Here is a 22,100-nt window from a genome sequence, read left to right as displayed (position 1 = left end):
CGCCGCGGCCATGACGCTCAAGACCGTTCTGCTGGCGGCCGGCCTCGTTCTGGGGCCGGCCGCCTCGATACCTGCCCAGGAAACGCCCGACGACCTGCCCGCCCTGGCCGCCAGCCAGGAAGGGACCAGCGTGATCGGCGTCTCCTCGGGGGGCTACATGGCCACCCAGCTCGCCGTGGCCTGGCCCTCGCGCTTCGCCGGCCTCGGGGTGGTCGCGGCCGGCCCCTGGGGCTGCGCCCGGGGCGAGCTGAGCCTGGCGCTCGGCCAATGCATGTTCACCCGCCTGGGTCCGCCCGATCTCGCCGCCATCAGGGATCGCCACCATGACTACCTCGCCCGCGACCTGGTCGGCCAGCCCGAGGCGCTGGCCAGGCTCCGCGCCTACGTCTGGCATGGCGGGGCCGACGAGACCGTGGCGCCGTCCCTGGGCGATGCCCTGGTCGAGCAGCTGTCGCGCTGGCTGGCGGCCCCCGACGACCAGCTGCGCGTCGTGCGTGACGAGCAGGCGGCCCATGGCTGGCCGGTCGGGGAGGACGGCGAGGCCCCGCAGCGGGCCCTGGCGGCGTGCGACGAAGGCGGCGGCAGCCACCTGCTGGCCTGCGGCCGGGACCTCGCCGCCGAGGCGCTGGACTGGCTGCACGGCCCGCCGGCAGGGGAGTCGGGAGCCGGGACGGGACGGCTGGTGGCTTTCGACCAGACGGCCTTCGACGCCCGCGGCCTGGCCGACACCGGCTATGCGTACCTCCCGAATGCCTGCGAGACCGGGGGCTGCGCGGTGACCCTCGCCCTGCACGGCTGCGAGATGAGTGCCGCGGAGGGGGACGAGGCGTTCGTGCGCCACAGCGGTCTCAATGCCTGGGCGGCCAGGGACCGGCGGATCGTGCTCTATCCCCAGGCGGAGGCGAGCCTGGCCAACCCCAAGGGGTGCTGGGACTGGTGGGGATACGCGGAGAGTGCCTGGCAGCTCGACCCGCTGCATGACTCCCGTCGCGGCAGCCAGGTCGAGGCCCTGATGGCCATGCTCGACCGTCTGCAGGCCACCCCCGGCGAGTGACGCCGACGCGGGGTCCCTCGGGAATCCTCGCAGGCGCGCTTGGCTGTCCCAGGGACGCCCCCGTCACGGTCACCGTAACCATGCCAGCGGCGCAGGGTCGATAAGCGGAGCGACTCTGCCGCCGCCATGGCGGGTGCGTGTGCAGGCTCGCCTACCCGCCCTGCCTCCCGCCGATCTCGGCCTCGAGCGCCGCCTGGAGCGGCCCGGGGGTCGGCGAGTGGAGGACCCGCCGCCGGATCTCCCCCGCGGCGTCGACCAGGTATAGCGAGGCGGTGTGGTCGACGGTATAGTCCAGCGCCGAATCCGGGGTCTCGACCTTGCGCCACACCACCCCGTACCGCTCGGCGATGTCCTCGAGCTGGGCCTGGCTGCCGGTGGCCCCGATGAAGGCCTCGCCGAAGTAGGCGAGATACTCTTCCAGCCGGGCCAGGGTATCGCGCTCGGGGTCCACCGACACCATCAGCGGCACCACCCGCTCGCGTTGGGCCTCGGGCAGCGCTCCGCGAGCCTGACGCACCACGGCCAGGCTCATGGGACAGACATCCGGGCACCAGGTGTAGCCGAAGAAGACCACCGCCAGCTGGTCCTCGTCCAGCTGGCGGAGCGAGAACTCGCCCTGAGTGGACGGCAGCTCGATGGGGCCGCCCTCGGGCAGGCCGTCGCGACCGCCCGTCCAGTGCTGATAGCCGAGCCAGACGGCAGTGGCCGCCAGCAGGGCGGCGCCCAGGGCCAGGCCGATGCGTCCCTGACGGGTCATGGCGTATTCCCCCTCGTCACCTCGAAGTCGAACCAGCTTCCCAGGCGGCCCCGGGGGGTGTCCACCGTCACCTCCGCCCGCCAGGGCATCACCGCCTCCGTACACAACGCCACCTGGCCGTTCCCGCGGAAGCGTCCCTCCCCCATGGCCGTCAGGGGGAAACGATGCAATCCCATGTCCATGTCCCGTCCGACGAAGGTCACCATCGCCGATTCGGCCGTCTCCCCCTCCAGGCGCACCTCCATCGGCAGGGTCTCGAGCGCGCGAATGGGCCCCTGGGACTGGATCGCCAGGGTCAGGGTCGAGCCATCGTCCAGGACGACACTGCACGGGCCGGCCTGAAGCTCGCAAGGCGCCGACGGCGGGGTCCAGCGCACCTCGTCCCCGCTCAGGACATGCCGGGCGAGGTACCAGAGCGCCACGCTCAGGGTCATCAGGGTGACGACGATCAACAGGCGCAGCAGGGGAGGCCTGCCGGAGGCGTCCCCGGTGGGGGCGGAACGTGACATGGGGGTGACGCGATGCCTCCAAAGAACGGGCGGAAGGGCGTAAGCTTACCAGCATTTGCCCGCGGCGCCGTGAGCCCGGATGTCGCAGGCCTGGCGAGAAGGAGAGGAGACGTCATGGAAGGCGTGACGGGCGCCCTGGGCCCCTTGTTCCTGCTGATCCTGCTGGGCGTGGCCCTCGGCCGTGCACGCTTTCCCGGGGGCGATTTCTGGTCGCGCCTGGAGGGCCTGATCTACTACCTGCTGTTTCCCGCGATGCTGGTGGCGACCCTGGCCGAGGCCGACGTCCGGCAGGTTCCGGTCGCCCGGCTCGCCCTGGTGCTGCTGGGCAGCCTGTCGGCGTTCGGCCTGCTGCTCTGGGGCCTGCGCCGACGCCTGGCGCTGGACACGGCGGCGTTCACCTCGGTGTTCCAGGGCGCGATACGCTTCAATACCTATGTGGGGGTCGCCGGCGCCGCCGCCCTGCACGGCAGCGCCGGCGCGACCGTGGCGGCGGTGGCCGTGGCGCTGATGGTGCCGGCGGTCAACGTCCTGTGCGTGATGACGTTCCTCGCCGCCGGCACCCTGGGCGATGCGGGCCTGCGCACCAGCCTCCTCGCCCTGGCCCGCAATCCGCTGATCCTGGCCTGCCTCGTCGGGGCGGGGCTCAACCTCTCGGGGGTCGGCCTGCCCGGCTGGAGCCGGGAGGCGGTGAGCCTGCTCGGCCGGGCCGCGCTTCCCCTGGGGCTGGTGGCGGTGGGCGTCGCCCTGCGTCCGGCCGCCCTGATGCGACGGGATGGCGGGCTCTGGGCCGCCAGCCTGGTCAAGCTGCTGCTGTTGCCGGCCCTGGTGCTGGCACTGGCCAGCCTGGTCGGCCTTGGACCGGTGGGCCGCGACGTGGCCCTGCTGTTCGCCGCCCTGCCCACGGCCACCTCCGCCTATGTCCTCGCTCGCCAGCTGGGCGGCGATGCCGAGCTGATGGCGGCCATGATCACCGGTCAGACCCTGATGGCCATGATCAGCCTGCCGCTCTGGCTCCGCCTTGCCGGATAGCGAATAAAAAACATTCTCGTTTGCATTGACAGCGCTGCCGCCCATGCCTTACCTTGCCCCCATGGCGTGGATGAGGCGCCATGCCGGTCAGGAGCCCTGCCAGTCTCCTGACGGGTTTCTCCTCCTCATTGCTAGTCACGGTCTTTTGCCGCCCCACCCGGGGCGGCTTTCTTTTGCGTGCTCGAGGGGCCGGTCCGCGTACGGCGTGGCCGGGCAAGCGAGCCTGCGAGTGCACCCGACGGACCAGGCCGACAACGCCTCCGCCTGTATGAAGGTCGATCAGGTAGCACCGCGGCAGGCGGCCAGGCCTACCACGCAAGGAGGAGAACGAAGAGGATGGCGAGACGAGCGCTCGGAAGGCCATGGCTCACGGGCAGCCGCCCGAGAGCCAGCCGATTCAGTCGGTGCGACGGTAGATCAGGTCCCAGACCCCATGCCCCAGCTTCTCGCCGCGCCGTTCGAACTTGGTCAGCGGTCGGAACTCGGGGCGTGGCACGTAGGGGGCGGTGTCGGGGCCGGCGGTGTTCTCGTAGCCCGGCGCGGCCTCCATCACCTCGGCCATCCACTCGGCGTAGGCTTCCCAGTCGGTGGCCATGTGCAGGGTACCGCCGGGCTTCAGGCGGGTGCGCACCAGCTCGACGAAGGCCGGCTGGACGATCCGCCGCTTGTGATGCTTCTTCTTCGGCCAGGGATCGGGGAAGAACAGCTGCAGGGTATCCAGGCTGGCCTCGGGCAGGCAGCGCTCGAGCACCGCCAGCGCATCCTCACGGTAGACCCGCAGGTTGGTCAGGCCCCGCTTGTCGGCCTCGTCCAGCAACTTGCCGACCCCGGGCGCATGCACCTCGATGCCGATGAAGTCGGTATCGGGATGGGTCTCGGCCTGCTCGATCAGCGAGGCCCCCATGCCGAAGCCGATCTCGACCACCACCGGAGCCCGGCGCCCGAACAGCGTCTCCAGGTCCTGGCGGCCGTCGGCGAGGGTCAGGCCCAGGCGGGGCCAGACCTCCTCGAGGCCCCGAGTCTGGGCCGCGGTCATGCGTCCGGCGCGCAGCACATAGCTCTTGATGCCGCGGCGGTGCAGCGGCGCGTCGGGGCTCTCGGGGCCGGTGGTCGGGGCCTGGTCGGGGTGTTGCGAATCGTTCATGCGCGGCATCGGGTCTCGTGGCGAAGTGGGAAGATCAGGCGTTGATGCGGCCCGCCAGCGGCGAGGACGGGTCGGCCCCCTGGCGGCGCGGCATCCGGCCGGCCAGGAAGGCCTCGCGGCCGGCCTGGACCGCCTGCTTCATGGCGCTGGCCATCAGTACGGGTTGGCGGGCGTGGGCGATGGCGGAGTTCATCAGCACGCCATCGCAGCCCAGCTCCATGGCCTGGGCGGCCTCGGAGGCGGTGCCGATGCCGGCATCCACCAGCACCGGCACCCCGGCCTGCTCGATGATCAGGCGGAGGTTGTAGGGGTTCTGGATACCGTGGCCGGAGCCGATCAGCGAGCCCAGCGGCATCACCGCACAGCAGCCGATCCGCTCCAGTTCCCGGGCGACGATGGGATCGTCGCTGGTGTAGACCATGACATCGAAGCCGTCCTCGACCAGGGTCTCGGCGGCGGCCAGGGTCTCCACCACGTTCGGGTAGAGGGTGGCGTCGTCGCCCAGCACCTCGAGCTTGACCAGGTTATGGCCGTCGAGCAGCTCCCGAGCCAGTCGGCAGGTGCGCACCGCATCCTGGGCCGTGTAGCAACCGGCGGTGTTGGGCAGCAGGGTATAGCGCTCCGGGGAGATCACGTCGAGCAGGTTGGGGGCCGCGGCGTCCTGCCCCAGGTTGGTGCGCCGCACCGCGAAGGTCACCACCTCGGCGCCGCTGGCGGCGATGGCCTCGCCCGTCTCGTCGAAGTCGCGGTACTTGCCGGTGCCCACCAGCAGGCGCGAGGCGAACTCTCGTCCGGCGACCCGCAACGGCGCGTCCTGGAAGAAATCGGTCATGGAAGGGCTCCTGTGAATAGGGGGTCGATGGACGGGCGCGGCTCAGCCGCCGCCGATGGCATGGACGATCTCCACCCGGTCGCCGTCGCTCAGGCGCGTCTCGCCGTGAGCGCTCCTGGGGACGATCTCCTCGTTGACCTCCACGGCGATGCGCCGACCGGCCAGGCCGAGGGACTCGACCAGCTGGGCCACGGAGGCCTCGGCCTCGAGGGTGCGGGCCTCGCCATTGAGCTGGATCTGCATGGCATCCTCCGGGACTGCGGTTTCGCGGGCCCATATTGTAGCGTCTCGGCGCCTCCCCGGGTACGGTAGCCGCGAGTCGACGACCGGAGAGACGAGATGCAGGACCGCGGCTGGTGGCTGGCGACGGCGTTGTCCGGCGCCCTGACGGTGATGGCCGGCGCCTTCGGCGCCCATGCCCTGGCAGACGAGCTCACGCCCCGGCTGCTGACGGCCTACGAGACGGGCGTGCGCTACCAGGCCTGGCACGGCCTGGCGATGCTCGGCGTGCTGGCCTGGCGGGCCACCCGCCCTCTCCCCGGCCAGCACTGGGTGCTGGGCCTGTGGCTGGCCGGGGTGATCGGGTTCTCGGGCTCGCTGTACGCCCTGGCGCTCGGCGGGGTGGGCGGCCTGGGGGCCATCACCCCGCTCGGCGGACTGCTGCTGATCGCCGGCTGGCTGGCGCTGGCCGCCACGGTCTGGCGGGCTCAGTCGCCGTCCGGCAAGACATAGGTCGCGGTGACCAGGGCCACCGGGGCCTCCTCGCCGGCGGAGAACAGCTGCACCTCGCCGACGGCCAGGCGCCGCCCCAGCTTGAGCAGCCGGGCGTTGGCGATGATGTCGCGATCGCCCCGCGGCCGGCGCAGGAAGCGGCAGTGCAGGTCGCTGGTCACGGCCATGGGCTCGGGCCCGACCTGGGCCAGGATGGCCACGTAGAGACAGACATCGGCGAGCCCCATCAGGGTGGGCCCGGAGACGCTGGCACCGGGACGCAGGTGCTCGTCCTCGATGGCCAGGCTCATGGTGGCGCGCATGTCGTCGACGCCCTCGATGGTCCCGGAACGCTGGGGGAAGACCTCGTCGAGGAATTCCTCGATGGCGGCGGCGGTCATCACGGTCATGGGGCGCTCCCTGCGGGTGAACGATGGCCTCCAAGATAGCCCAGCCACCCCGGCTCGCACAGTGGCCACGGGCCACGGATTGCAGGAGAGTCCCCTGTCTCAGTCCAAGGCCCGCGGCCCGCCGACGATCAGGACGCCTTGTGCACCGCCCGCCAGTGGTGCAGCAGCGGCTCGGTATAGCCGGAGGGCTGCTCGATCCCCTTGAAGATCAGGTCGGAGGCGGCCTGGAAGGCGTGGGACGCGGCGAAGTCGGCGCTCATCGGCCGGTAGGCCGGATCCCCGGCGTTCTGCTCGTCGACCACCCTGGCCATCCGCTCCAGGGTTTCGCGGACACGATCGGCCTCCACCACGCCGTGGTGCAGCCAGTTGGCCACGTGCTGGCTGGAGATCCGCAGGGTGGCGCGATCTTCCATCAGGCCCACGTCATGGATGTCCGGCACCTTGGAGCAGCCCACGCCGTGTTCCACCCAGCGCACCACGTAGCCGAGGATGCCCTGGCAGTTGTTGTCCAGCTCCTGCTGGATCTCCTCGTCGGTCCAGTCGGGGGCCTCGGCCACCGGGATGGTGAGCAGCTCGTCGAGGAAGTCCGGCTCGCCCTGGGCCTCCAGCTCGCGCTGCACCTCGGCCACCTTGACCTGGTGGTAGTGCAGGGCATGCAGGGTGGCGGCGGTGGGGGACGGCACCCAGGCGGTGTTGGCGCCGGCCCTGGGGTGGCCGATCTTCTGCTCGAGCATGGCGGCCATCAGGTCCGGCATGGCCCACATGCCCTTGCCGATCTGGGCATGGCCGCGCAGGCCGCAGGCCAGGCCGACCTGGACGTTGCTGCGCTCGTAGGCGCCGATCCAGGTGCTGTGCTTCATGTCGCCCTTGCGGATCATGGGGCCTGCCTGCATGGCGGTGTGCATCTCGTCGCCGGTACGGTCCAGGAAGCCGGTGTTGATGAACACCACCCGGGAGGGCGCCTCGTTGATGCAGGCCTTGAGGTTTACCGAGGTACGGCGCTCCTCGTCCATGATGCCCATCTTGAGGGTGTCGCGCTCCAGGCCCAGCAGGTCCTCGACACGGCCGAACAGCTCGTTGGCGAAGGCCACTTCCTTGGGGCCGTGCATCTTCGGCTTGACGATGTAGACCGAGCCCTGGCGGGAGTTGCGCGCCTCGCCCGCGCCCTTCTGGAGGTCGCGGATGGCGATCAGGCTGGTGACGATGCCGTCGAGGATGCCCTCCGGCAGCTCGTTGCCCTCGGCGTCGAGCACCGCGGGGGTGGTCATCAGATGGCCGACGTTGCGCACGAACAGCAGCGAGCGCCCGGGGAGGGTGAGCTCGCCGCCGTCCGGGGTGGTCCAGGTGCGATCGGCGTGGAGCCGGCGGGTGAAGGTCTTGCCGCCCTTCTCGACCTGCTCTTCGAGGTCGCCCCGCATCAGGCCCAGCCAGTTGGCGTAGACCCCCACCTTGTCCTCGGCATCCACCGCGGCCACGGAATCCTCGCAGTCCATGATGGCGGTCAGCGCGGCCTCGACCACCACGTCCTTGACGCCGGCCGCGTCGGTCTTGCCGATGGGGTGGCCGGCGTCGATCTGGATCTCGAGATGCAGGTCGTTGTTGGCCAGCAGCACCGAGGAGGGGGCGCCGGTTTCCCCCTGGTAGCCGACCAGCTTGCCGGGCTCCTTGAGGCCGGTCTCCCGGCCGCCTGCCAGGGTGACCACGAGGTGGCCGTCACGCAGGGCATACCGGGTCGCCTCGGCGTGGGAGCCGGTAGCCAGGGGGGCGGCCCGGTCCAGCACGCCGCGGGCGTAGGCGATGACCTTCTCGGCGCGCTTGGGGTTGAAGCTGTCGCCCTGCTCGGCGCCGCCCTCCTCGGAGATGGCATCGGTGCCGTAGAGGGCATCGTAGAGACTGCCCCAACGGGCGTTGGCGGCGTTGAGCGCGTAACGGGCGTTGTTCACCGGCACCACCAGCTGCGGGCCGGCCTGGACGGCGATCTCGCGGTCGACGTTGGCGGTGGTGACCTTGACCTCGGCGGGCGCCTCCTGCAGGTAACCGATCCGCTCGAGGAAGGCACGGTAGGCGGGCATGTCGCGAACCGGTCCCGGGTTTTCACGGTGCCAGGCATCCAGCTCGGCCTGCAACGCATCCCGCTCGGCGAGCAGTTCCCGGTTCTTCGGTGTCAGATCATGAAAGAGGGCGTCGACGCCGGCCCAGAAGGCATCGGGATCGACCCCGCTACCCGGCAGGGCCTGCTCGTTGATGAAACGGTCCAGCTCGGCGGCCACCTGAAGACGGTGACGGGTGATGCGTTGGGTCATGGGTCGTTCTCCTATGCGTGGCGGTTCGGCGCTCCCCTGGCACCGAGCGGCCGGACAGGGAATGGTGACTGCGTGATGACAATTTTGTGGAAAATCCTTCCACATGTAAACCCGAAGCCTGCGAACGGCGCCGTAGACTAGACCAATAGACGAGGCGCGTGAGTCTGACTACCCCAGGCGGCCGATGCTGGCTCCTCCCTTGTAGTGGCGCTAGCATGAGCAGGCATTGCGGAGGACCCGATGAGCGATTTCACCCCCCTACAGGCGCTGGGCCCCATCGCCCCGGCCGACCCATCCGGGCGGCCGCTTGAGCGCTACCTGGGCCACTACGGCCTGGCGCCGCTGCTCGCCGAGCACGTCGGCCTGCACGTGGGGTACGTGGATGCCCACGGCTTCCGCCTCTGGACCCAGATCTGGAGTCCCACGCGTCCCCGAGGCACGGCCTTCGTGGTGCATGGCTACTACGATCACCTCGGCCTCTACCGCCACCTGCTCGAGTGCCTGCTCGAGCGGGGCTGGCGGGTGGTGCTCTGGGATCTCCCGGGGCATGGCCTGTCCAGCGGCCCCCGGGCATCGATCCAGGATTTCGATGACTACGGTGCCTGCCTGCGCCGCCTGCAGGACCACCTCGAGGCCCGGGACCTGGCGCCGCGCCCCTGGCTGGGCATCGGCCAGAGCACCGGTGCCGCCATCCTGGCCACCGATGCCCTGCGCCGGGGCGACGACGGCCACTGGGCCGGCCTGGCCCTGCTCGCGCCCCTCGTGCGCCCCTGGGGCTGGACCCAGTCTAGCTGGTTGCATCGCCTGCTGGGCCCCTTCATTCGCTCGGTCCCCCGACGTTTCCGGGAGAACTCCACGGATCGGGAGTTCGCCACCTTCCTGCGCGAGGGGGACCCGCTTCAGCCGGATCGCCTGGACATGGCCTGGGTGGATGCCATGCGCCGCTGGATGCCCCAGCTGCTGGCGCTGCCCGCCAGCGAGCTCCCCACCCTGATCCTGCAGGGCGAGCGAGACCTCACGGTGGACTGGGAATGGAACCTGGAGGTGCTGGCCCGCAAGTTCCCCAATGCCGAGATCCATCGACATCCCGAGGCCCGCCATCACCTGGTGAACGAGGCCGAGCCCATCCGCCGCCTCCTGTTCGAGGAACTGCAGCGGTTCATCGTCGAGCTGGAAGGACTCCTCGATCGCCCCTCCTCCTCCCCAGCGGCCGGGATCGCACGCCGATGAGGCCGCTTCGCGTCGCCACCCTGGCATTCGCGCTGCTGCTGGCCGGCTGTGCCGCCGGCGCACCGGAGCGCCCCGACAGGGTGCGCCAGGCCCTGTTCGGCCTGGGCCAGCGTGCCGCGACGGAGGTGGCCGGAGCCCCGATGCTGGCCCGTCCCGCCACCGATCAGGTTCTGCTGCTGACGCGGCCCGAGGTCGAGGCCGACCTGGGCATCGCCCAGGACCGGCTGCTCGAGAGCCTGACCCGGGCGTTGCTCGCGCTGGCGGAAGGCCCCCAGGTGCTGGACTGGCAAGCGGCCCTCTCGCGGGGCGCCGAACCCAACCAGTGGCGCCTCGACAGTCGCCTGGTCGCCGCGGGGCCCAGGTTGACGCTCTCCGACCGAACCCTGGTGCCCTACCGCCTGCAGCTCATCCTGCGACGCCCCGGCAGCGAGACGGCTCTCTGGCAGGGCCGGATCGACGGCGCCCTGGACGCCACCGCGCTCTGAGCCCACCGGCTCAACCGCCGCTCAGCAATCGATCGAGCTGCCGATAGCCGATCGCCTCGATGAGCTGGTCGCGCCCGGGGCGGGGCTCGCCCGAGAGGTCCGCCAGGGTCAGCGCCACCCGCAGCACCCGATGGAAGGCGCGGGCCGACAGCTGCAACCGCTCCAGCACGCCGGCCAGCCAGGCTCGATCCTCGCCGCCCAGGGCGCAGGCGTCTTCCAGCGCCCCCCCCGCCAAGTGGGCATTGAGGGCACCACGCGCCCGCTGGCGGGCTCGGGCCGCCAGGACGCGCCTGCGCACCGCCGCCGAGGACTCCCCCGGTGCCTGCGCGGTCAACTGCTCGGCGCTCGGGGCCGGCACCTCGACCTGCAGGTCGATACGATCGAGCAGCGGGCCGGACAGCCGGGCCTGATAACGCTGGATCTGGGCGGCGGTACAGTGACAGGCCCGGCGCGGATCGCCGAGATGGCCGCAGGGACAGGGGTTCATCGCCGCGACGAGCTGGAAGCATGCCGGATAGCGCCGTTCATGATGGGCACGGGCGATATGGATGGTCCCCGACTCCATGGGCTCGCGCATCACCTCGAGCACCTGGCGGGGAAACTCGGGCAGCTCGTCGAGGAAGAGCACGCCATGGTGGGCCAGGGAAATCTCGCCGGGTCTCGGCCGTGACCCGCCGCCGACCAGAGCCACGGCGCTGGCGGTATGATGCGGCGACCGGAAGGGGCGCCGCCCCCAGTGCTCGGCGATCGGCAGGCCGCACACCGAGCGCACGGCCGCCACCTCCAGGGCCTCGTCCCCGGTCAAGGGCGGCAGGATCCCCGGCAGCCGGCTGGCGAGCATGGTCTTGCCGGTGCCCGGCGGCCCCGCCAGCAGCAGGTTGTGGCCGCCGGCGGCCGCCACCTCCAGGGCGCGACGGGCCTGGTGCTGGCCGCGCACCTCGGCGAGGTCGAGCTCCGCCTCCGGGCTCCGGGACGGGCAGGACGAGCGATGGGGGGCGATGGGCGCCTGCCCCAGCAGGTGGGCCACCACCTCGAGCAAGTGATCGGCGGGCAGCACCTCGATATCGCCGGCCAGCGCCGCCTCCTCGGCGTTGGCCCGGGGCAGGATCAGCCGGCGGCCGGCGGCCCGGGTCGCCAGCGCCAGGGGCAAGGCCCCGGCCACCGGTCGCAGGGTGCCGTCCAGCGCCAGCTCGCCCGCCGACTCGGTGTCGTCCAGGGCCTCGGGGGGGAGTTGCCCCGAGGCCACCAGCAGGCCCAGGGCGATGGGCAGGTCGAAGCGCCCGCCGTCCTTGGGCAGGTCGGCGGGCGCCAGGTTGAGGGTGATGCGCCGCAGCGGGAAGTCGAAGCCGGCGTTGACCAGGGCGCTGCGCACCCGCTCGCGGCTTTCCCGGACGGCGGTCTCGGGCAGCCCGACCAGGGTCATCCCGGGCAGGCCGTTGGCCAGATGGACTTCCACCTGCACCTCGGGCGCCTCGAGGCCGAGGCCGGCCCGGGTGCGTACGATTGCCAGCGTCATGGGCGATCCCTCGCGCCTTGCCTGCCTTCACACTAGCCCAGCGCCGACGGGAACGCCCGGTGGGTCAGCGACCGGCCTCGTCGCGGCCGGCATCCGCCTCGGGCGTCGAGGGGGGCTCGGCAGACGCGCCGGTCCGCTCCGCGTCGGCGGAGGGCAGGGCCTCGCCAGCGACCGGGCGGCTGGCCTCCAGCGCTTCCTCCAGGGCCGCGACCTGCTGCTCCAAGGCCTCGACCCGAGCCCGGGTCCGCTGCAGCACGTCCATCAGGATGTCGAAATCCTCTCGCGACACCAGCTCCAGGCGATCGAAGGCACCGCGCACGACCTGCTGGATGCCCTTCTGCACCTCCTCGGGTGCCTGGGAGGCGCCCTGGAGGCGCTCGCCGATCTGCTGGGCCAGGCGGCTGATGCGGTCTTGGCTGACCATGGTGTCTCTCCTGAACGGTGGGGTAGCTGATGACAAGGATACGCAAGCCGTCCGCGACGCGCATTCCCCCGCCTTGCCTCCCGATGGGGCACGCCGCGCGCGGCCTAGCACCACAAGAGTGCACGGCGCCGGGCCTGGACCGTGACGAGGCGCGTCCACGGCTTCGCCAACCTCCTCTAACGACATGAAAACCCTTGGCTAATTCCGCCACTGGCATGATTTGCGCAGCGGGATGGCAGACATGCACCGCGCGGCTCGCCCCGCGCTCATCCAACAGGGGAGATCCGGGATGAAGCTGATCACCGCCATCATCAAGCCCTTCAAGCTCGACGACGTGCGCGAGGCACTCGCGGACAACGGCGTCCAGGGCATCACCGTCACCGAGGTCAAGGGGTTCGGCCGCCAGAAGGGGCATACCGAGCTCTACCGCGGCGCCGAGTACGTGGTCGACTTCCTGCCCAAGGTCAAGGTCGAGATCGCCGTGGACGACGGCCGCCTCGACACCGTGCTGGACGCCATCTGCACCGCCGCCAACAGCGGCAAGATCGGCGACGGCAAGGTCTTCGTGACCGCGCTGGAAGACGTCATCCGCATCCGCACCGGCGAGCGCGGCGCCGATGCCGTCTGAGCCGACCGCCTTTCCGTTCCCGATGAGGAGAGAGTCCCATGAATGAGCTTGCCGAGCTGAGCTACGCGCTCGATACCTTCTACTTCCTGATCTGCGGCGCCCTGGTGATGTGGATGGCCGCCGGCTTCTCGATGCTCGAGGCCGGGCTGGTCCGGTCCAAGAACACCGCCGAGATCCTGACCAAGAACATCGCCCTGTTCGCCGTCGCCTGCACCATGTACCTGCTGGTGGGCTACGCGCTGATGTACTCCAGCGGCGCCGGTGGCGTGCTGCCGAGCCTCGGCGGGCTGATCGGCGGCGAGAACCCGGTGGATGCCGTGCTGGCCGGCGGCGACGATGCGCCCTACTACTCCATGCGCTCCGACTTCTTCTTCCAGGTCGTGTTCGTGGCCACCGCCATGTCCATCGTCTCCGGGGCCGTCGCCGAACGCATGAAGCTGTGGGCCTTCCTGGCCTTCGCCGTGGTCATGACCGGGGTCATCTACCCGATCTCCGGCTACTGGACCTGGGGCGGCGGTTGGCTCGCCGAGGTCGGCTACTCCGACTACGCCGGCTCCGGCATCGTGCACATGGCTGGGGCGGCCGCCGCGCTGGCCGGCGTGCTGGTGCTCGGCCCGCGCAAGGGCAAGTACGGCAAGGACGGTGCCATCTTCGCCATCCCCGGCGCCAACCTGCCCCTGGCAACCCTGGGCACCTTCATCCTGTGGATGGGCTGGTTCGGCTTCAACGGCGGCTCCGAGCTGAAGATGTCCGACGTGGCCTCCGCCAACAACGTCGCCCAGGTGTTCGTGAACACCAATGCCGCCGCCGCCGGCGGGGTGATCGCCGCGCTGATCCTGGCCAAGGCCTGGTTCCGCAAGGCAGACCTGACCATGGCCCTCAACGGCGCCATCGCCGCCCTGGTGGCCATCACCGCCGACCCGCTGTCGCCCAGCGCCCTGGGCGCGACCCTGATCGGCGGCGTGGGGGGCCTGCTGGTGGTCGCCTCCATCGTCGGCCTCGACAAGCTCAAGCTCGACGATCCGGTCGGCGCCATCTCCGCCCACGGCGTGGTCGGCATCTGGGGCGTGCTGGCGGTGCCGCTGTCCAACGGCGACGCCTCCTTCGGCGCCCAGCTGATCGGCATCCTCGGCATCTTCGCCTGGGTCTTCGCCGCCAGCCTCGCCGTCTGGCTGGTCCTCAAGGCGGTGATGGGCATCCGCGTCAGCGAGGAGGAGGAGTACGAGGGCGTGGACCTGGCCGAGTGCGGACTGGAGGCCTACCCCGAGTTCACCGTCTCCAAGGTGCACGGCGGCGGTGGCGGCCGCTCCCGGGCCGAGGGGCTGGGCCAGCCCCAACCCATGACGCCGCGTACCGAGTGATCCTTCGCCCTGCCGCCTGCGGCCCCCGACCGGGGGCCGCTTTTTTTCTTCCTGCCGTCGCGGGTGTATGCTCTGGCACAATGACCCCAGACGGATGGCGAGCGTCGCCATCGGACACGGACAACGCGAGGACAAGACCATGAAACTGGTGACCGCCATCATCAAGCCGTTCAAGCTCGACGACGTACGCGAGGCCCTCTCCGAGATCGGCGTCCAGGGCATCACCGTCACCGAGGTCAAGGGGTTCGGCCGCCAGAAGGGGCATACCGAGCTGTATCGCGGTGCCGAGTACGTGGTGGACTTCCTGCCCAAGGTCAAGCTGGAGGTGGCCGTGGACGACGGCATGGCCGAGCAGGTGATCGATGCCATCACCCAGGTGGCCAACACCGGCAAGATCGGCGACGGCAAGATCTTCGTCACCGCCCTGGAGCAGGTCATTCGCATCCGCACCGGCGAGACGGACAAGGACGCGGTCTAAGCAGCAAGCGGCAAGCGGCAAGCGGCAAGCGGCAAGCGGCAAGCGGCAAGCGGCAAGCGGCAAGCGGCAAGCGGCAAGGCACAGTGTGCCCCGCCTCTGAAGCGTAAAACCCTCCATGGCGCCGCCGTGGAGGGTTTTTCTTACAGCTTGAAGCTTATGGCTTGACGCTCCCGGCAACGCCGGGCCTCAGGCACAAAAAAGCCGGCCCTCGGGCCGGCAAGGGCAGGCCCGAGGGCCTGCAACAAGCTGGGTCAAAAAGGGATCGCTTAGAAGTGGAACTGGGCGCTGGCCATCACGCGGCTGGCGTCCACCTCCTCGCCGTTGACCTTCTCCAGGTCGATGTACTGGTACTCGGCGCCCACCGTCATGCGGTCGTTGACGTCCCAGATCAGGTTGACGTGGGAGAACTGCACGGTGTCCGCCATGCCCTGGAAGGCCGGGGCGTCATCCGCCAGGTCCTGCTCGACCCGGGAGGTGCCGATGGAGCTCGACCAGCTGGCGTTCCAGCGATGGTCCAGGGAGAGGCCGACGCTCTGCAGGTCGACGGCCTCGAGATCGCCGTCGGCCGCCAGGTAGGCATCCGGCGCACGGAACTTGGCACCCGACGCCGGCACGTAGTCCAGGTACCCGCCCAGGCCGCTGCCGGCCATCAGGTTGGCCTTGAGGGTGGTGCTGCCGCCCAGCGGCAGGGCCCCCTGGGCGGCGATGCCGAAGCCGGTGGTGCTCTCGTCCTGGCCGCTCGCCTCGGAGTCGGTGGAGAACTGGCGCACCACGCCGGAGATGCCGAAGCTGCGCTTGTACTGGTAGCGCAGGGTCAGGTCGGGCAGCTCGTTGGCCTCGTCGACGTTACCGCCCGGCCCCAGGTCGGAGATCGAGGCCTCGGGGTTCTCGAGGGCCACGGCGAAGGTGTTGGGGCCCGCCTGGTGGGTGTAGCGCACCTGCTCGGGACGCCCGGTGGCGTAGCCGATGGGCCCGCCCAGCTTGAGGATGCGCGGAGTCCCCAGGAAGTGCATGAAGTTGGTCCAGGTCTGGCCGGCCAGGAAGCCGTTGAATTCGCCGTAGGCGTGGCGCAGGTTGAACTTGTTGTCGGGGATGAAATGCCCCTCGACATAGGTGCGCAGTACCTCGTCGCCGAAGCGGGTCTGGGTGCGGAAGTTCAGCCGCGACTCCTGGGCGGTGAAGGTGGTCTTGCCGTCGGTGGCGTTGCTCTCGCTGGCGGCGGCCAGCGGGTCGGTGACCTCGCCCAGGTCGTAGTCGAAGTCGTGGATGGCGTCGAACTTGACGTAGCCGCCGAAGGCCACGTCGGTGTTGGTGCCCGGGATGTTGAAGGTGCTGCGATGGTTCCAGGGCGCGCCGACGCGGCTCGGCTCGCCGGTCACCACCGGCTCGCCGGCGGGGACGACGTCGAAGGCGTGGGAACTTTGGGCCGCAAGCAGGCCTGCCGGCAGCAGGGCCAGCATCAGGGTCTTTCTGGAATACATGAGGATCTCTCTTGAGTCGTTATTATGAACGGAATGGCACAGGATTATTGTTCTGATTCAACGTCTCTCGATGGTTCCTGGCGTCTCCTCTCGTCTGCATGGCTGGTAGAGTCGCCACCGGCACAGTGCCGGCGACGCCTGCGAGGCGCGATGCCTCAGTAGAGGGTCTTCTGGGGCGGGCCGGCGAACTTGAGCTCGCCGACGCTGGCCATGTCCACCTCGACCACCGCCGGACCGTCCTGGCCGACGGCCTCGGCCAGCACGGCCTGGAAGTCGTCGCCCCGGCTGACCTTCCAGCGCGGCAGGCCCAGGGCGTCGGCCATGGCCTGGAAGTCCGGCGTATGCAGGTCGTTGTAGTACTGCCGGCCCTCGAAGTACTTGTCCTGGATGCCGCGCATCACGCCATAGCCGCCGTCGTTCATCACCACCAGGGTCATGTCCGCACGCTCCTGGGCCAGGGTGGCCATCTCGCCGACCATCAGCATCAGGCCGCCGTCGCCGACCACGGTCACCACCTTGCGGCCCGCCGCGCCCACCGCGCAGCCAATGCCGGTGGCCAGGCCCTGGCCGATGGCGCCGGCCAGGGAGTGGATATTGGTCAGCGGGCGCTCGATGGGCAGCAGGCGGCTGCCCCAAGTGCTGCCGGAGACGGTGATGTCGCGCACGAAGATGCCGTCCTCGGGCAGTGCCGCGCGGATCGCGTCGGACAGCTTGGCGTACTCGCCGACCTGGCCGCGCAGGGCCTGCTCGGCCGCCTCGACGGCCTGGGCGACGTCGCGATCGACCTCCGCGTCGGGGCTGCGCTTGCCCTCTAGGCGGTCGGCCAGCCGCGCGAGGACATCGCCGCACTCGCCGCACAGGAAGGCGTCGGCCGAGTAGTTGCGGTGGGCCGCGGCCGGGTCGACGTCGATCTGCACCAGCGGACGCGGCAGCGCCACCGAGTAGGTGCGGGTCTCGTTGCTGCGCAGCCGCGAGCCGGCCACCAGCATCAGGTCGCTGCGACCGAACAGCTCCTCCACCGCCGGGGCACTGTGGAAGGCGCGCAGGCTGCGCGGATGGCTGTCGGGCAGCACGCCCCGGGCGTGGGTGCTGGAGACCACCGGGATGCCGGCGTCCGCCAGGCGGCGCACGGCGTCGCCGGCCTCCAGGCAGCCGCCGCCGATCCACAGCACCGGCCGCTCGGCGGCCAGGACGCGCTCGGCCAGGGCGTCGATCTCGGCCTCGCCGACCCGGGCCGGGGCGGCGGGCTCGGCGGGTGCCGTCTCGACCCACTCGACGGAACTCGCCTGGATGTCGATGGGGATCTCCAGGCTCACCGGGCCCCGCGGCAGGGTCATGGCCTCCTGGATGGCGCGGTGCAGCAGCGGCACCACCTGCTCGGGGGTGCAGGCCCGGTAGGCGCGCTTGGAGCAGGCCTGCAGGAAGCCCATCTGGTCGCGGGTCTCGTGGATGAAGCCGGCGTCGCGATCCAGGTAGGCCTTCTCGACCTGGCCGGTGATGTGCAGCAGCGGGGTGCCGGCGTTGAGCGCCTCGAGCATGGCGCCCACGGCGTTGCCCGCGCCGGCGCCGGTGCTGGTCAGGGCCACGCCGAGGCCGCCCACCCGGGTATGGCCGTCGGCCATGGTCACGGCGCCGGCCTCGCCGCGGGACGGCACGAAGCGCACCCGCTCGCGCTGGCCGATGGCGTCGGCGATCGGCAGGTTGTGGATGGAGATCACGCCGTACACGGCCGAGACCGCATAGGCTTCCAGGGTGCGGGCGACGGCTTCGCCCACGGTGATGGTCGTCATGGTTGGTTTCCTCGGTGACCGTGGGCGCTCAGTCGCACCAGTTCATGGGAGCGGCATCGAGCCCCAGGTAGAGGCTCTTCTGCTGCATGTACGCCTGGATGCCCTGGCGACCCTTCTCGCGGCCCAGGCCGCTCTCCTTGTAGCCGCCGAAAGGCGTCGAGATGGAGAACTTCTTGTAGGTGTTGATCCACACCGTGCCGGCCTCGAGCTTGCCGGCCAGGCGCAGGGCGCGGCGGTAGTCCGAGGTCCAGATGCCGGCCGCCAGGCCGTAGACGTTGTCGTTGGCCAGGCCGATCAGCTCGTCCTCGTCATCGAAGGGCAGCGCCACCAGCACAGGGCCGAAGATCTCCTCCTGGCAGACCGCGCTGTCGTGGGCCAGTCCGTCGATCAGGGTCGGCGGGTAGAAGCTGCCCGCGGCCAGCTCGCCCTGGGTGGGGATCTCGCCGCCGCAGCGGATTCGGCCGCCCTGCTCCCGGGCCTGGTCGACGTAGGCCGCCACGCTGTCGCGGTGGCCCTGGTTGATCAGCGGGCCCAGGTGGACGCCGGGCGTCTCGGGATGTCCCACGCGCAGGCCACGGGCGATGGCCTCGAGCCGGTCCATGACCTCGTCGTAGCGGCTGCGGTGGATGAACAGCCGAGAGCCGGCGATGCAGGCCTGGCCGGCGGAGCTGAAGATGCCGTAGGCCACGCCCTTGACCGCCTGCTCCAGGTCGGCGTCCTCGCAGATGATGGTCGGCGACTTGCCGCCCAGCTCGAGCGAGGTGCCGATCAGCTTGTCGGCGGCCACGTGGGCCAGGTGCCGCCCGGTGTTGGTGCCACCGGTGAAGGAGATCTTGCGTACCTTCGGATGGCGCACCAGGGCCTCGCCGATCACGCTGCCGCGCCCCGGCAGCACGCTGAGCAGGCCCTTGGGCAGGCCGGCCTCCTCGAACAGCTCGCCGAGCTTGAGGGCCATCAGCGGGGTGGCCTCGGCGGGCTTGAGCACCACGGCGTTGCCGCCGGCCAGCGCCGGGGCGACCTTCTGCATCTCGCTGGCGATCGGCGAGTTCCAGGGCGTGATGGCGGCGATCACCCCGAGCGGCTCGTACTGGCTGAGGGTCATGAAGTCGGCGTTGCGCTGGGTGGGCAGTTCGCCCTCCAGGGTCTCGCAGGCCGCCGCGAAGTAGCGGGCGGTGCCGGCGGCGCTGGCCACCAGGGCGCGGGCCTCGGCCAGGGGCTTGCCGTTGTCCCGGGTCTGCAGGGCGGCGAGTTCCTCGAGCCGCGACCGGATCAGGTCGCTGACGCGATAGAGCACCTCGGCCCGCTCGTGGGGCAGGCGATCGCGCCAGGCCGGGGCGCGCCAGGCCGCGTCGGCGGCCTCGACCGCCTCCTCGACGTCCTCGAGGCCCGCGGCATTGAGTTCGGCATTGAGCGACCCGTCGGCGGGGAAGCGCGACACCATGGCGTCGCCGCGTCCCACGCGCCATTCACCGGCGACGAAGATCTTCTGGGTCATCTGGGGCACCTCCCTTAGAACGAGACCGGCTCGAGCGCCTGGCGGCAGGCGCGCACCACCGAGAGGGCGGCGAGGGTCGAGGTCTTGGGGTTGCTTTCCAGGGGATGGCCGTTGAGTTCGATGGTGAACTCGCCGAAGCGCCCCTGGGCGTGGATGCGGTGAGTGTTGCGGCGGGTGTCCGGGTCGACGATCAGCTTGACCCGGGTGTCGCGCATGCCCACGCCGGCCAGGGCGATGGTGGCGGCGACGTTGGAATTGGCCGGGAAGAGGCGTGCCGCCTCGCCGGCGTCACCCTCGAAGAACACCGTCTTCTCGGTGACGGCGTCCAGGTCGATGAGCTGCTCGGCGTGGCTGCCCTTCCAGCTGCGCGGGGCCTTGCAGGCCTCGTAGGTGACCTCGTCCAGGCCCCCCTCGCGGGCCGCCGCCAGGCCGTCCATGCCGGCCACGGCGCCGGATAGCAGCTGCATCCGGCCGCCGCCCTCGCGGGCCGCGGTGGCCAGCCGCTCATAGAGGGCCTCGTCGGCCAGGGCCCCGGTGGCCACCACCGCCAGGGTCAGGCCGCGGCGCAGCACCGCCTCGCCATGCTCGGCCAGCCCGGGCTGGCCGGCGCATTCCACCACCAGGTCCGGTGCCTCCTCGCAGGCGTCGATGGAGGTCAGCACCTCGGCACGCCCGGCCCAGGGCGTGCAGGTCGCCGCGGCATAGGCCTCCGGTACCACCACCCAGGCCAGCTCCATGCCCTCGGGGAGCAGGCGATGCACCTCGGTGCCCATGGCGCCGTAGCCGATCATCATGAGTCGTTTCGTCATGGGGATTCTCCGTTGTCTGTTATCAGAGGTGGCGGTTGAAGCCACCGGAGACATCCAGGGCGGCGCCGGTGGTGAAGGAGGCCATGGGGGAGGCGAGGAAGACCAGGGCACGGGCCGGTTCCTGCGGGCGGCCCAGGCGGCCCATGGGGATGCCGCGCTTGGCGGCGATGGCGCCGATCCACTCCTCCCAGGTCTGGGAGGGGTCGTCACGCTGTTCGAAGCGCCGACGCCACTGCCCGGACTCGACCATGCCCAGCAGGATGGAGTTGACCCGGATGCCGTCCCCGATCAGCTCGTGGGACAGCGAGTGGGTCATGTTGAGCAGGGCGGCCCGGGCCGCCGAGGTGGCGATCATGTGGGGCTCGGGCTGCAGCGCCAGCAGGGAGTTGACGCAGGTCAGCGAACCGATCTCGGAGGCCGCCAGCTGGTCGCGGAAGGCGCTCAGCGGGTTGATGACGCCGAACAGCTTGAGGTTGGCCTCGGACAGCCAGGCCTCCCGGGGGGTGTCGTCGAAGTGGGCCACATAGCCCTGGCCGGCGTTGGCGATCAGCATGTCGGCGCCGCCGAAGCGATCACGCACCGCGTCGGCGAAGGCCGCGCAGGACGCCTCGTCGAGCACGTCGCAGGTCTCGGCCAGCAGCTCGGCGGCGGGGAACTCCTGGACCAGCGCGGCGCGGGCCGCGTCCAGGCGCTCGGGGTTGCGACCGCAGAGGGCCACCCTGGCGCCGTGAGCCAGCAGCAGGCGCACGGTCTCGAGGCCGATCCCGGAGGATCCGCCGGTGACCACCGCCACCCGGTCTTCGATCATGAAACTCATGGTGTCGTCCTCTCTCGGTTCCGGGTGGCGGCCAGCAGCGGCCGGGCGAAGGCGTCGAGGGCCTCGGCGAAGGCCTCGGGGGCGTCGATGTAGCTGGCATGGCCGGCCCGCGGGATGTCGCGGTAGGGCAGCCCCAGCCGCTCGGCCAGGGCCCGGCTGGCCTCGGGGGGGGTGATGGCGTCCTCGTCGCCGCACAGCACCGTGGCCGGTACCGGCAGGCCCTCGGGCAGGTAGCCCTCCAGGGCGTCGTTGGCCAGCATCCAGCTGGCCTGGGAGAAGCCCTCGACGTGGAGACGCCGCATGCCATCGCGCACCCGGGCGATGTCGGCCGCGTCGGCGCCCTCGCGGAGCAGCCGCGGTGCCCGGGCCGCGGCGTAGGCGTCATGGCCCTGCTCGGCGAGCATCGTCCAGCGGCTGCGATAGACGCTGTCGCGCTTGGCCTCGTCGGCGTCGCGGTAGCCCAGCGCCGGGTCGGCCAGGACCACCCCGGCCAGCCGCTCGGGGCGACGGGCCGCGTAGGCGCTGGCCATCATCGCGCCCAGGGAGTGGCCGACCAGCACGCAGCGCTCGACGGCCAGGGCGTCCAGCCAGGCGTCGAGCCGCGCGGCATAGTCCGCCGCCGTGGGCTCGGCCGCGGCCAGCGGCTGGCTCTCGCCGTAGCCCGGGGCGTCCCAGGCCAGCAGCCGATAGCCGGCCAGCCGCGGCGCGACCGGCTCCCAGGAGGCCGCCCCGGAGCTGATGCCGTGCAGCAGCACGATGGCCTCGCCCTCGCCGCTCTCGCGGTAGGCCTGGCGGCCGGCGTCGAGCGTCAGGATCTTGGGTGTCATGGCCGAACCA

The 22,100-nt window shown here is 70.9% G+C and carries 23 protein-coding genes; 8 read left to right on the top strand and 15 right to left on the bottom strand.

Translation table 11 applies throughout. The annotated features are described in order from the left end of the window. The first annotated feature begins 10 nt into the window (after positions 1-10). Positions 11-1,054 carry an alpha/beta hydrolase family protein gene (locus tag BEI_RS00515; RefSeq protein WP_097787674.1) on the top strand — a complete coding sequence of 348 codons (1,044 nt, stop codon included), beginning with the start codon at positions 11-13 and terminating at the stop codon, positions 1,052-1,054. A 151-nt stretch (positions 1,055-1,205) separates the two neighbouring features. On the opposite strand, the gene BEI_RS00510 is transcribed toward BEI_RS00515, so the two are convergent. Both BEI_RS00510 and BEI_RS00505 read right to left on the bottom strand, forming a co-directional pair. Beyond that, positions 1,206-1,811: an SCO family protein gene (locus tag BEI_RS00510; RefSeq protein ID WP_097787673.1), complete on the bottom strand. Its 606-nt coding sequence runs from the start codon at positions 1,809-1,811 to the stop codon at positions 1,206-1,208. Further along, positions 1,808-2,320 (bottom strand): hypothetical protein, encoded by a 513-nt coding sequence (locus BEI_RS00505; protein ID WP_097787672.1) that lies wholly within the window; start codon positions 2,318-2,320, stop codon positions 1,808-1,810. The genes BEI_RS00510 and BEI_RS00505 overlap by 4 nt, the downstream gene beginning before the upstream one ends. Before the next feature lie 114 nt (positions 2,321-2,434). On the opposite strand from BEI_RS00505, the gene BEI_RS00500 reads away from it, so the two are divergent. Further along, positions 2,435-3,349 carry an AEC family transporter gene (locus BEI_RS00500; RefSeq protein WP_097787671.1) on the top strand — a complete coding sequence of 305 codons (915 nt, stop codon included), beginning with the start codon at positions 2,435-2,437 and terminating at the stop codon, positions 3,347-3,349. A 397-nt stretch (positions 3,350-3,746) separates the two neighbouring features. Here the strand turns inward: BEI_RS00500 and trmB are convergent, their stop codons facing one another. Genes trmB through thiS form a run of 3 tightly spaced genes read right to left on the bottom strand, consistent with a single transcriptional unit; the run spans position 3,747 to position 5,568 of the window. Then, the gene (gene trmB / locus BEI_RS00495; protein ID WP_097790946.1) at positions 3,747-4,493 is read right to left on the bottom strand and encodes a tRNA (guanosine(46)-N7)-methyltransferase TrmB; all 747 of its coding nucleotides are present in this window, start codon (positions 4,491-4,493) and stop codon (positions 3,747-3,749) included. A gap of 34 nt (positions 4,494-4,527) precedes the next feature. Beyond that, positions 4,528-5,325 carry a thiazole synthase gene (locus BEI_RS00490; protein WP_097787670.1) on the bottom strand — a complete coding sequence of 266 codons (798 nt, stop codon included), beginning with the start codon at positions 5,323-5,325 and terminating at the stop codon, positions 4,528-4,530. 42 nt (positions 5,326-5,367) lie between these two features. Beyond that, entirely contained in the window at positions 5,368-5,568 is a 201-nt protein-coding gene (thiS, locus tag BEI_RS00485) for a sulfur carrier protein ThiS (RefSeq protein WP_097787669.1), read from the bottom strand. Positions 5,569-5,664: 96 nt separating this feature from the next. On the opposite strand from thiS, the gene BEI_RS00480 reads away from it, so the two are divergent. Beyond that, positions 5,665-6,057 carry a DUF423 domain-containing protein gene (locus BEI_RS00480; RefSeq protein ID WP_097787668.1) on the top strand — a complete coding sequence of 131 codons (393 nt, stop codon included), beginning with the start codon at positions 5,665-5,667 and terminating at the stop codon, positions 6,055-6,057. On the opposite strand, the gene BEI_RS00475 is transcribed toward BEI_RS00480, so the two are convergent. Next, complete coding sequence (locus BEI_RS00475) at positions 6,033-6,446, bottom strand: PaaI family thioesterase (protein ID WP_097787667.1); 414 nt, start codon at positions 6,444-6,446, stop codon at positions 6,033-6,035. The two genes, BEI_RS00480 and BEI_RS00475, sit on opposite strands and share 25 nt — an antisense overlap. 128 nt (positions 6,447-6,574) lie before the next feature. After that, positions 6,575-8,749: a malate synthase G gene (locus BEI_RS00470; protein ID WP_097787666.1), complete on the bottom strand. Its 2,175-nt coding sequence runs from the start codon at positions 8,747-8,749 to the stop codon at positions 6,575-6,577. Between the two features lie 240 nt (positions 8,750-8,989). Between BEI_RS00470 and BEI_RS00465 the strand changes: the two genes are divergently transcribed. After that, positions 8,990-9,979: an alpha/beta hydrolase gene (locus tag BEI_RS00465; RefSeq protein ID WP_097787665.1), complete on the top strand. Its 990-nt coding sequence runs from the start codon at positions 8,990-8,992 to the stop codon at positions 9,977-9,979. Then, positions 9,976-10,464 carry a hypothetical protein gene (locus tag BEI_RS00460; RefSeq protein WP_097787664.1) on the top strand — a complete coding sequence of 163 codons (489 nt, stop codon included), beginning with the start codon at positions 9,976-9,978 and terminating at the stop codon, positions 10,462-10,464. Before BEI_RS00465 ends, BEI_RS00460 begins: the two co-directional genes overlap by 4 nt. 10 nt (positions 10,465-10,474) lie before the next feature. On the opposite strand, the gene BEI_RS00455 is transcribed toward BEI_RS00460, so the two are convergent. Both BEI_RS00455 and BEI_RS00450 read right to left on the bottom strand, forming a co-directional pair. Beyond that, complete coding sequence (locus BEI_RS00455; RefSeq protein ID WP_097787663.1) at positions 10,475-11,980, bottom strand: YifB family Mg chelatase-like AAA ATPase; 1,506 nt, start codon at positions 11,978-11,980, stop codon at positions 10,475-10,477. A gap of 64 nt (positions 11,981-12,044) precedes the next feature. After that, the gene (locus BEI_RS00450; RefSeq protein ID WP_097787662.1) at positions 12,045-12,404 is read right to left on the bottom strand and encodes an accessory factor UbiK family protein; all 360 of its coding nucleotides are present in this window, start codon (positions 12,402-12,404) and stop codon (positions 12,045-12,047) included. A gap of 289 nt (positions 12,405-12,693) precedes the next feature. On the opposite strand from BEI_RS00450, the gene BEI_RS00445 reads away from it, so the two are divergent. The 3 genes from BEI_RS00445 (at position 12,694) to glnK (ending at position 14,871) form a co-directional block, all read left to right on the top strand. Continuing rightward, positions 12,694-13,032, top strand: coding sequence for a P-II family nitrogen regulator (locus tag BEI_RS00445; protein WP_097787661.1), 339 nt, complete (start codon positions 12,694-12,696; stop codon positions 13,030-13,032). Positions 13,033-13,070: 38 nt separating this feature from the next. Continuing rightward, on the top strand, positions 13,071-14,393 hold the full coding sequence (locus tag BEI_RS00440) for an ammonium transporter (protein WP_097787660.1): 1,323 nt from the start codon (positions 13,071-13,073) through the stop codon (positions 14,391-14,393). A gap of 139 nt (positions 14,394-14,532) precedes the next feature. Further along, positions 14,533-14,871, top strand: coding sequence for a P-II family nitrogen regulator (glnK, locus tag BEI_RS00435; RefSeq protein WP_097790945.1), 339 nt, complete (start codon positions 14,533-14,535; stop codon positions 14,869-14,871). A gap of 266 nt (positions 14,872-15,137) precedes the next feature. Here the strand turns inward: glnK and BEI_RS00430 are convergent, their stop codons facing one another. The 6 genes from BEI_RS00430 to BEI_RS00405 form a co-directional block, all read right to left on the bottom strand. Continuing rightward, positions 15,138-16,352 carry a DcaP family trimeric outer membrane transporter gene (locus BEI_RS00430; RefSeq protein WP_097787659.1) on the bottom strand — a complete coding sequence of 405 codons (1,215 nt, stop codon included), beginning with the start codon at positions 16,350-16,352 and terminating at the stop codon, positions 15,138-15,140. Positions 16,353-16,507: 155 nt separating this feature from the next. Beyond that, complete coding sequence (locus BEI_RS00425; RefSeq protein ID WP_097787658.1) at positions 16,508-18,142, bottom strand: thiamine pyrophosphate-binding protein; 1,635 nt, start codon at positions 18,140-18,142, stop codon at positions 16,508-16,510. A 28-nt stretch (positions 18,143-18,170) separates the two neighbouring features. Continuing rightward, entirely contained in the window at positions 18,171-19,637 is a 1,467-nt protein-coding gene (locus BEI_RS00420; RefSeq protein WP_097787657.1) for an aldehyde dehydrogenase, read from the bottom strand. Positions 19,638-19,651: 14 nt separating this feature from the next. Beyond that, complete coding sequence (locus BEI_RS00415) at positions 19,652-20,446, bottom strand: aspartate dehydrogenase (RefSeq protein ID WP_097787656.1); 795 nt, start codon at positions 20,444-20,446, stop codon at positions 19,652-19,654. Positions 20,447-20,468: 22 nt separating this feature from the next. Continuing rightward, positions 20,469-21,263 (bottom strand): SDR family oxidoreductase, encoded by a 795-nt coding sequence (locus BEI_RS00410; protein WP_097787655.1) that lies wholly within the window; start codon positions 21,261-21,263, stop codon positions 20,469-20,471. Next, entirely contained in the window at positions 21,260-22,090 is an 831-nt protein-coding gene (locus tag BEI_RS00405) for an alpha/beta fold hydrolase (RefSeq protein WP_097787654.1), read from the bottom strand. The genes BEI_RS00410 and BEI_RS00405 overlap by 4 nt, the downstream gene beginning before the upstream one ends. Positions 22,091-22,100 lie beyond the last annotated feature (10 nt).

The sequence above is a fragment of the Halomonas beimenensis genome, assembly GCF_002549795.1.
Taxonomy (GTDB): domain Bacteria; phylum Pseudomonadota; class Gammaproteobacteria; order Pseudomonadales; family Halomonadaceae; genus Halomonas; species Halomonas beimenensis.
Note: the sequence above shows the minus strand (reverse complement) of the source record. Positions and strands in the feature narration are given on the sequence as shown.

Bases quoted from the DNA above. Each gene is read 5' to 3' on its own strand.
- BEI_RS00515 (WP_097787674.1), top strand. From the start codon at position 11: ATGACGCTCAAGACCGTTCTGCTGGCGGCCGGCCTCGTTCTGGGGCCG.
- BEI_RS00510 (WP_097787673.1), bottom strand. From the start codon at position 1,811: ATGACCCGTCAGGGACGCATCGGCCTGGCCCTGGGCGCCGCCCTGCTG.
- BEI_RS00505 (WP_097787672.1), bottom strand. From the start codon at position 2,320: ATGTCACGTTCCGCCCCCACCGGGGACGCCTCCGGCAGGCCTCCCCTG.
- BEI_RS00500 (WP_097787671.1), top strand. From the start codon at position 2,435: ATGGAAGGCGTGACGGGCGCCCTGGGCCCCTTGTTCCTGCTGATCCTG.
- trmB (WP_097790946.1), bottom strand. From the start codon at position 4,493: ATGAACGATTCGCAACACCCCGACCAGGCCCCGACCACCGGCCCCGAG.
- BEI_RS00490 (WP_097787670.1), bottom strand. From the start codon at position 5,325: ATGACCGATTTCTTCCAGGACGCGCCGTTGCGGGTCGCCGGACGAGAG.
- thiS (WP_097787669.1), bottom strand. From the start codon at position 5,568: ATGCAGATCCAGCTCAATGGCGAGGCCCGCACCCTCGAGGCCGAGGCC.
- BEI_RS00480 (WP_097787668.1), top strand. From the start codon at position 5,665: ATGCAGGACCGCGGCTGGTGGCTGGCGACGGCGTTGTCCGGCGCCCTG.
- BEI_RS00475 (WP_097787667.1), bottom strand. From the start codon at position 6,446: ATGACCGTGATGACCGCCGCCGCCATCGAGGAATTCCTCGACGAGGTC.
- BEI_RS00470 (WP_097787666.1), bottom strand. From the start codon at position 8,749: ATGACCCAACGCATCACCCGTCACCGTCTTCAGGTGGCCGCCGAGCTG.
- BEI_RS00465 (WP_097787665.1), top strand. From the start codon at position 8,990: ATGAGCGATTTCACCCCCCTACAGGCGCTGGGCCCCATCGCCCCGGCC.
- BEI_RS00460 (WP_097787664.1), top strand. From the start codon at position 9,976: ATGAGGCCGCTTCGCGTCGCCACCCTGGCATTCGCGCTGCTGCTGGCC.
- BEI_RS00455 (WP_097787663.1), bottom strand. From the start codon at position 11,980: ATGACGCTGGCAATCGTACGCACCCGGGCCGGCCTCGGCCTCGAGGCG.
- BEI_RS00450 (WP_097787662.1), bottom strand. From the start codon at position 12,404: ATGGTCAGCCAAGACCGCATCAGCCGCCTGGCCCAGCAGATCGGCGAG.
- BEI_RS00445 (WP_097787661.1), top strand. From the start codon at position 12,694: ATGAAGCTGATCACCGCCATCATCAAGCCCTTCAAGCTCGACGACGTG.
- BEI_RS00440 (WP_097787660.1), top strand. From the start codon at position 13,071: ATGAATGAGCTTGCCGAGCTGAGCTACGCGCTCGATACCTTCTACTTC.
- glnK (WP_097790945.1), top strand. From the start codon at position 14,533: ATGAAACTGGTGACCGCCATCATCAAGCCGTTCAAGCTCGACGACGTA.
- BEI_RS00430 (WP_097787659.1), bottom strand. From the start codon at position 16,352: ATGTATTCCAGAAAGACCCTGATGCTGGCCCTGCTGCCGGCAGGCCTG.
- BEI_RS00425 (WP_097787658.1), bottom strand. From the start codon at position 18,142: ATGACGACCATCACCGTGGGCGAAGCCGTCGCCCGCACCCTGGAAGCC.
- BEI_RS00420 (WP_097787657.1), bottom strand. From the start codon at position 19,637: ATGACCCAGAAGATCTTCGTCGCCGGTGAATGGCGCGTGGGACGCGGC.
- BEI_RS00415 (WP_097787656.1), bottom strand. From the start codon at position 20,446: ATGACGAAACGACTCATGATGATCGGCTACGGCGCCATGGGCACCGAG.
- BEI_RS00410 (WP_097787655.1), bottom strand. From the start codon at position 21,263: ATGAGTTTCATGATCGAAGACCGGGTGGCGGTGGTCACCGGCGGATCC.
- BEI_RS00405 (WP_097787654.1), bottom strand. From the start codon at position 22,090: ATGACACCCAAGATCCTGACGCTCGACGCCGGCCGCCAGGCCTACCGC.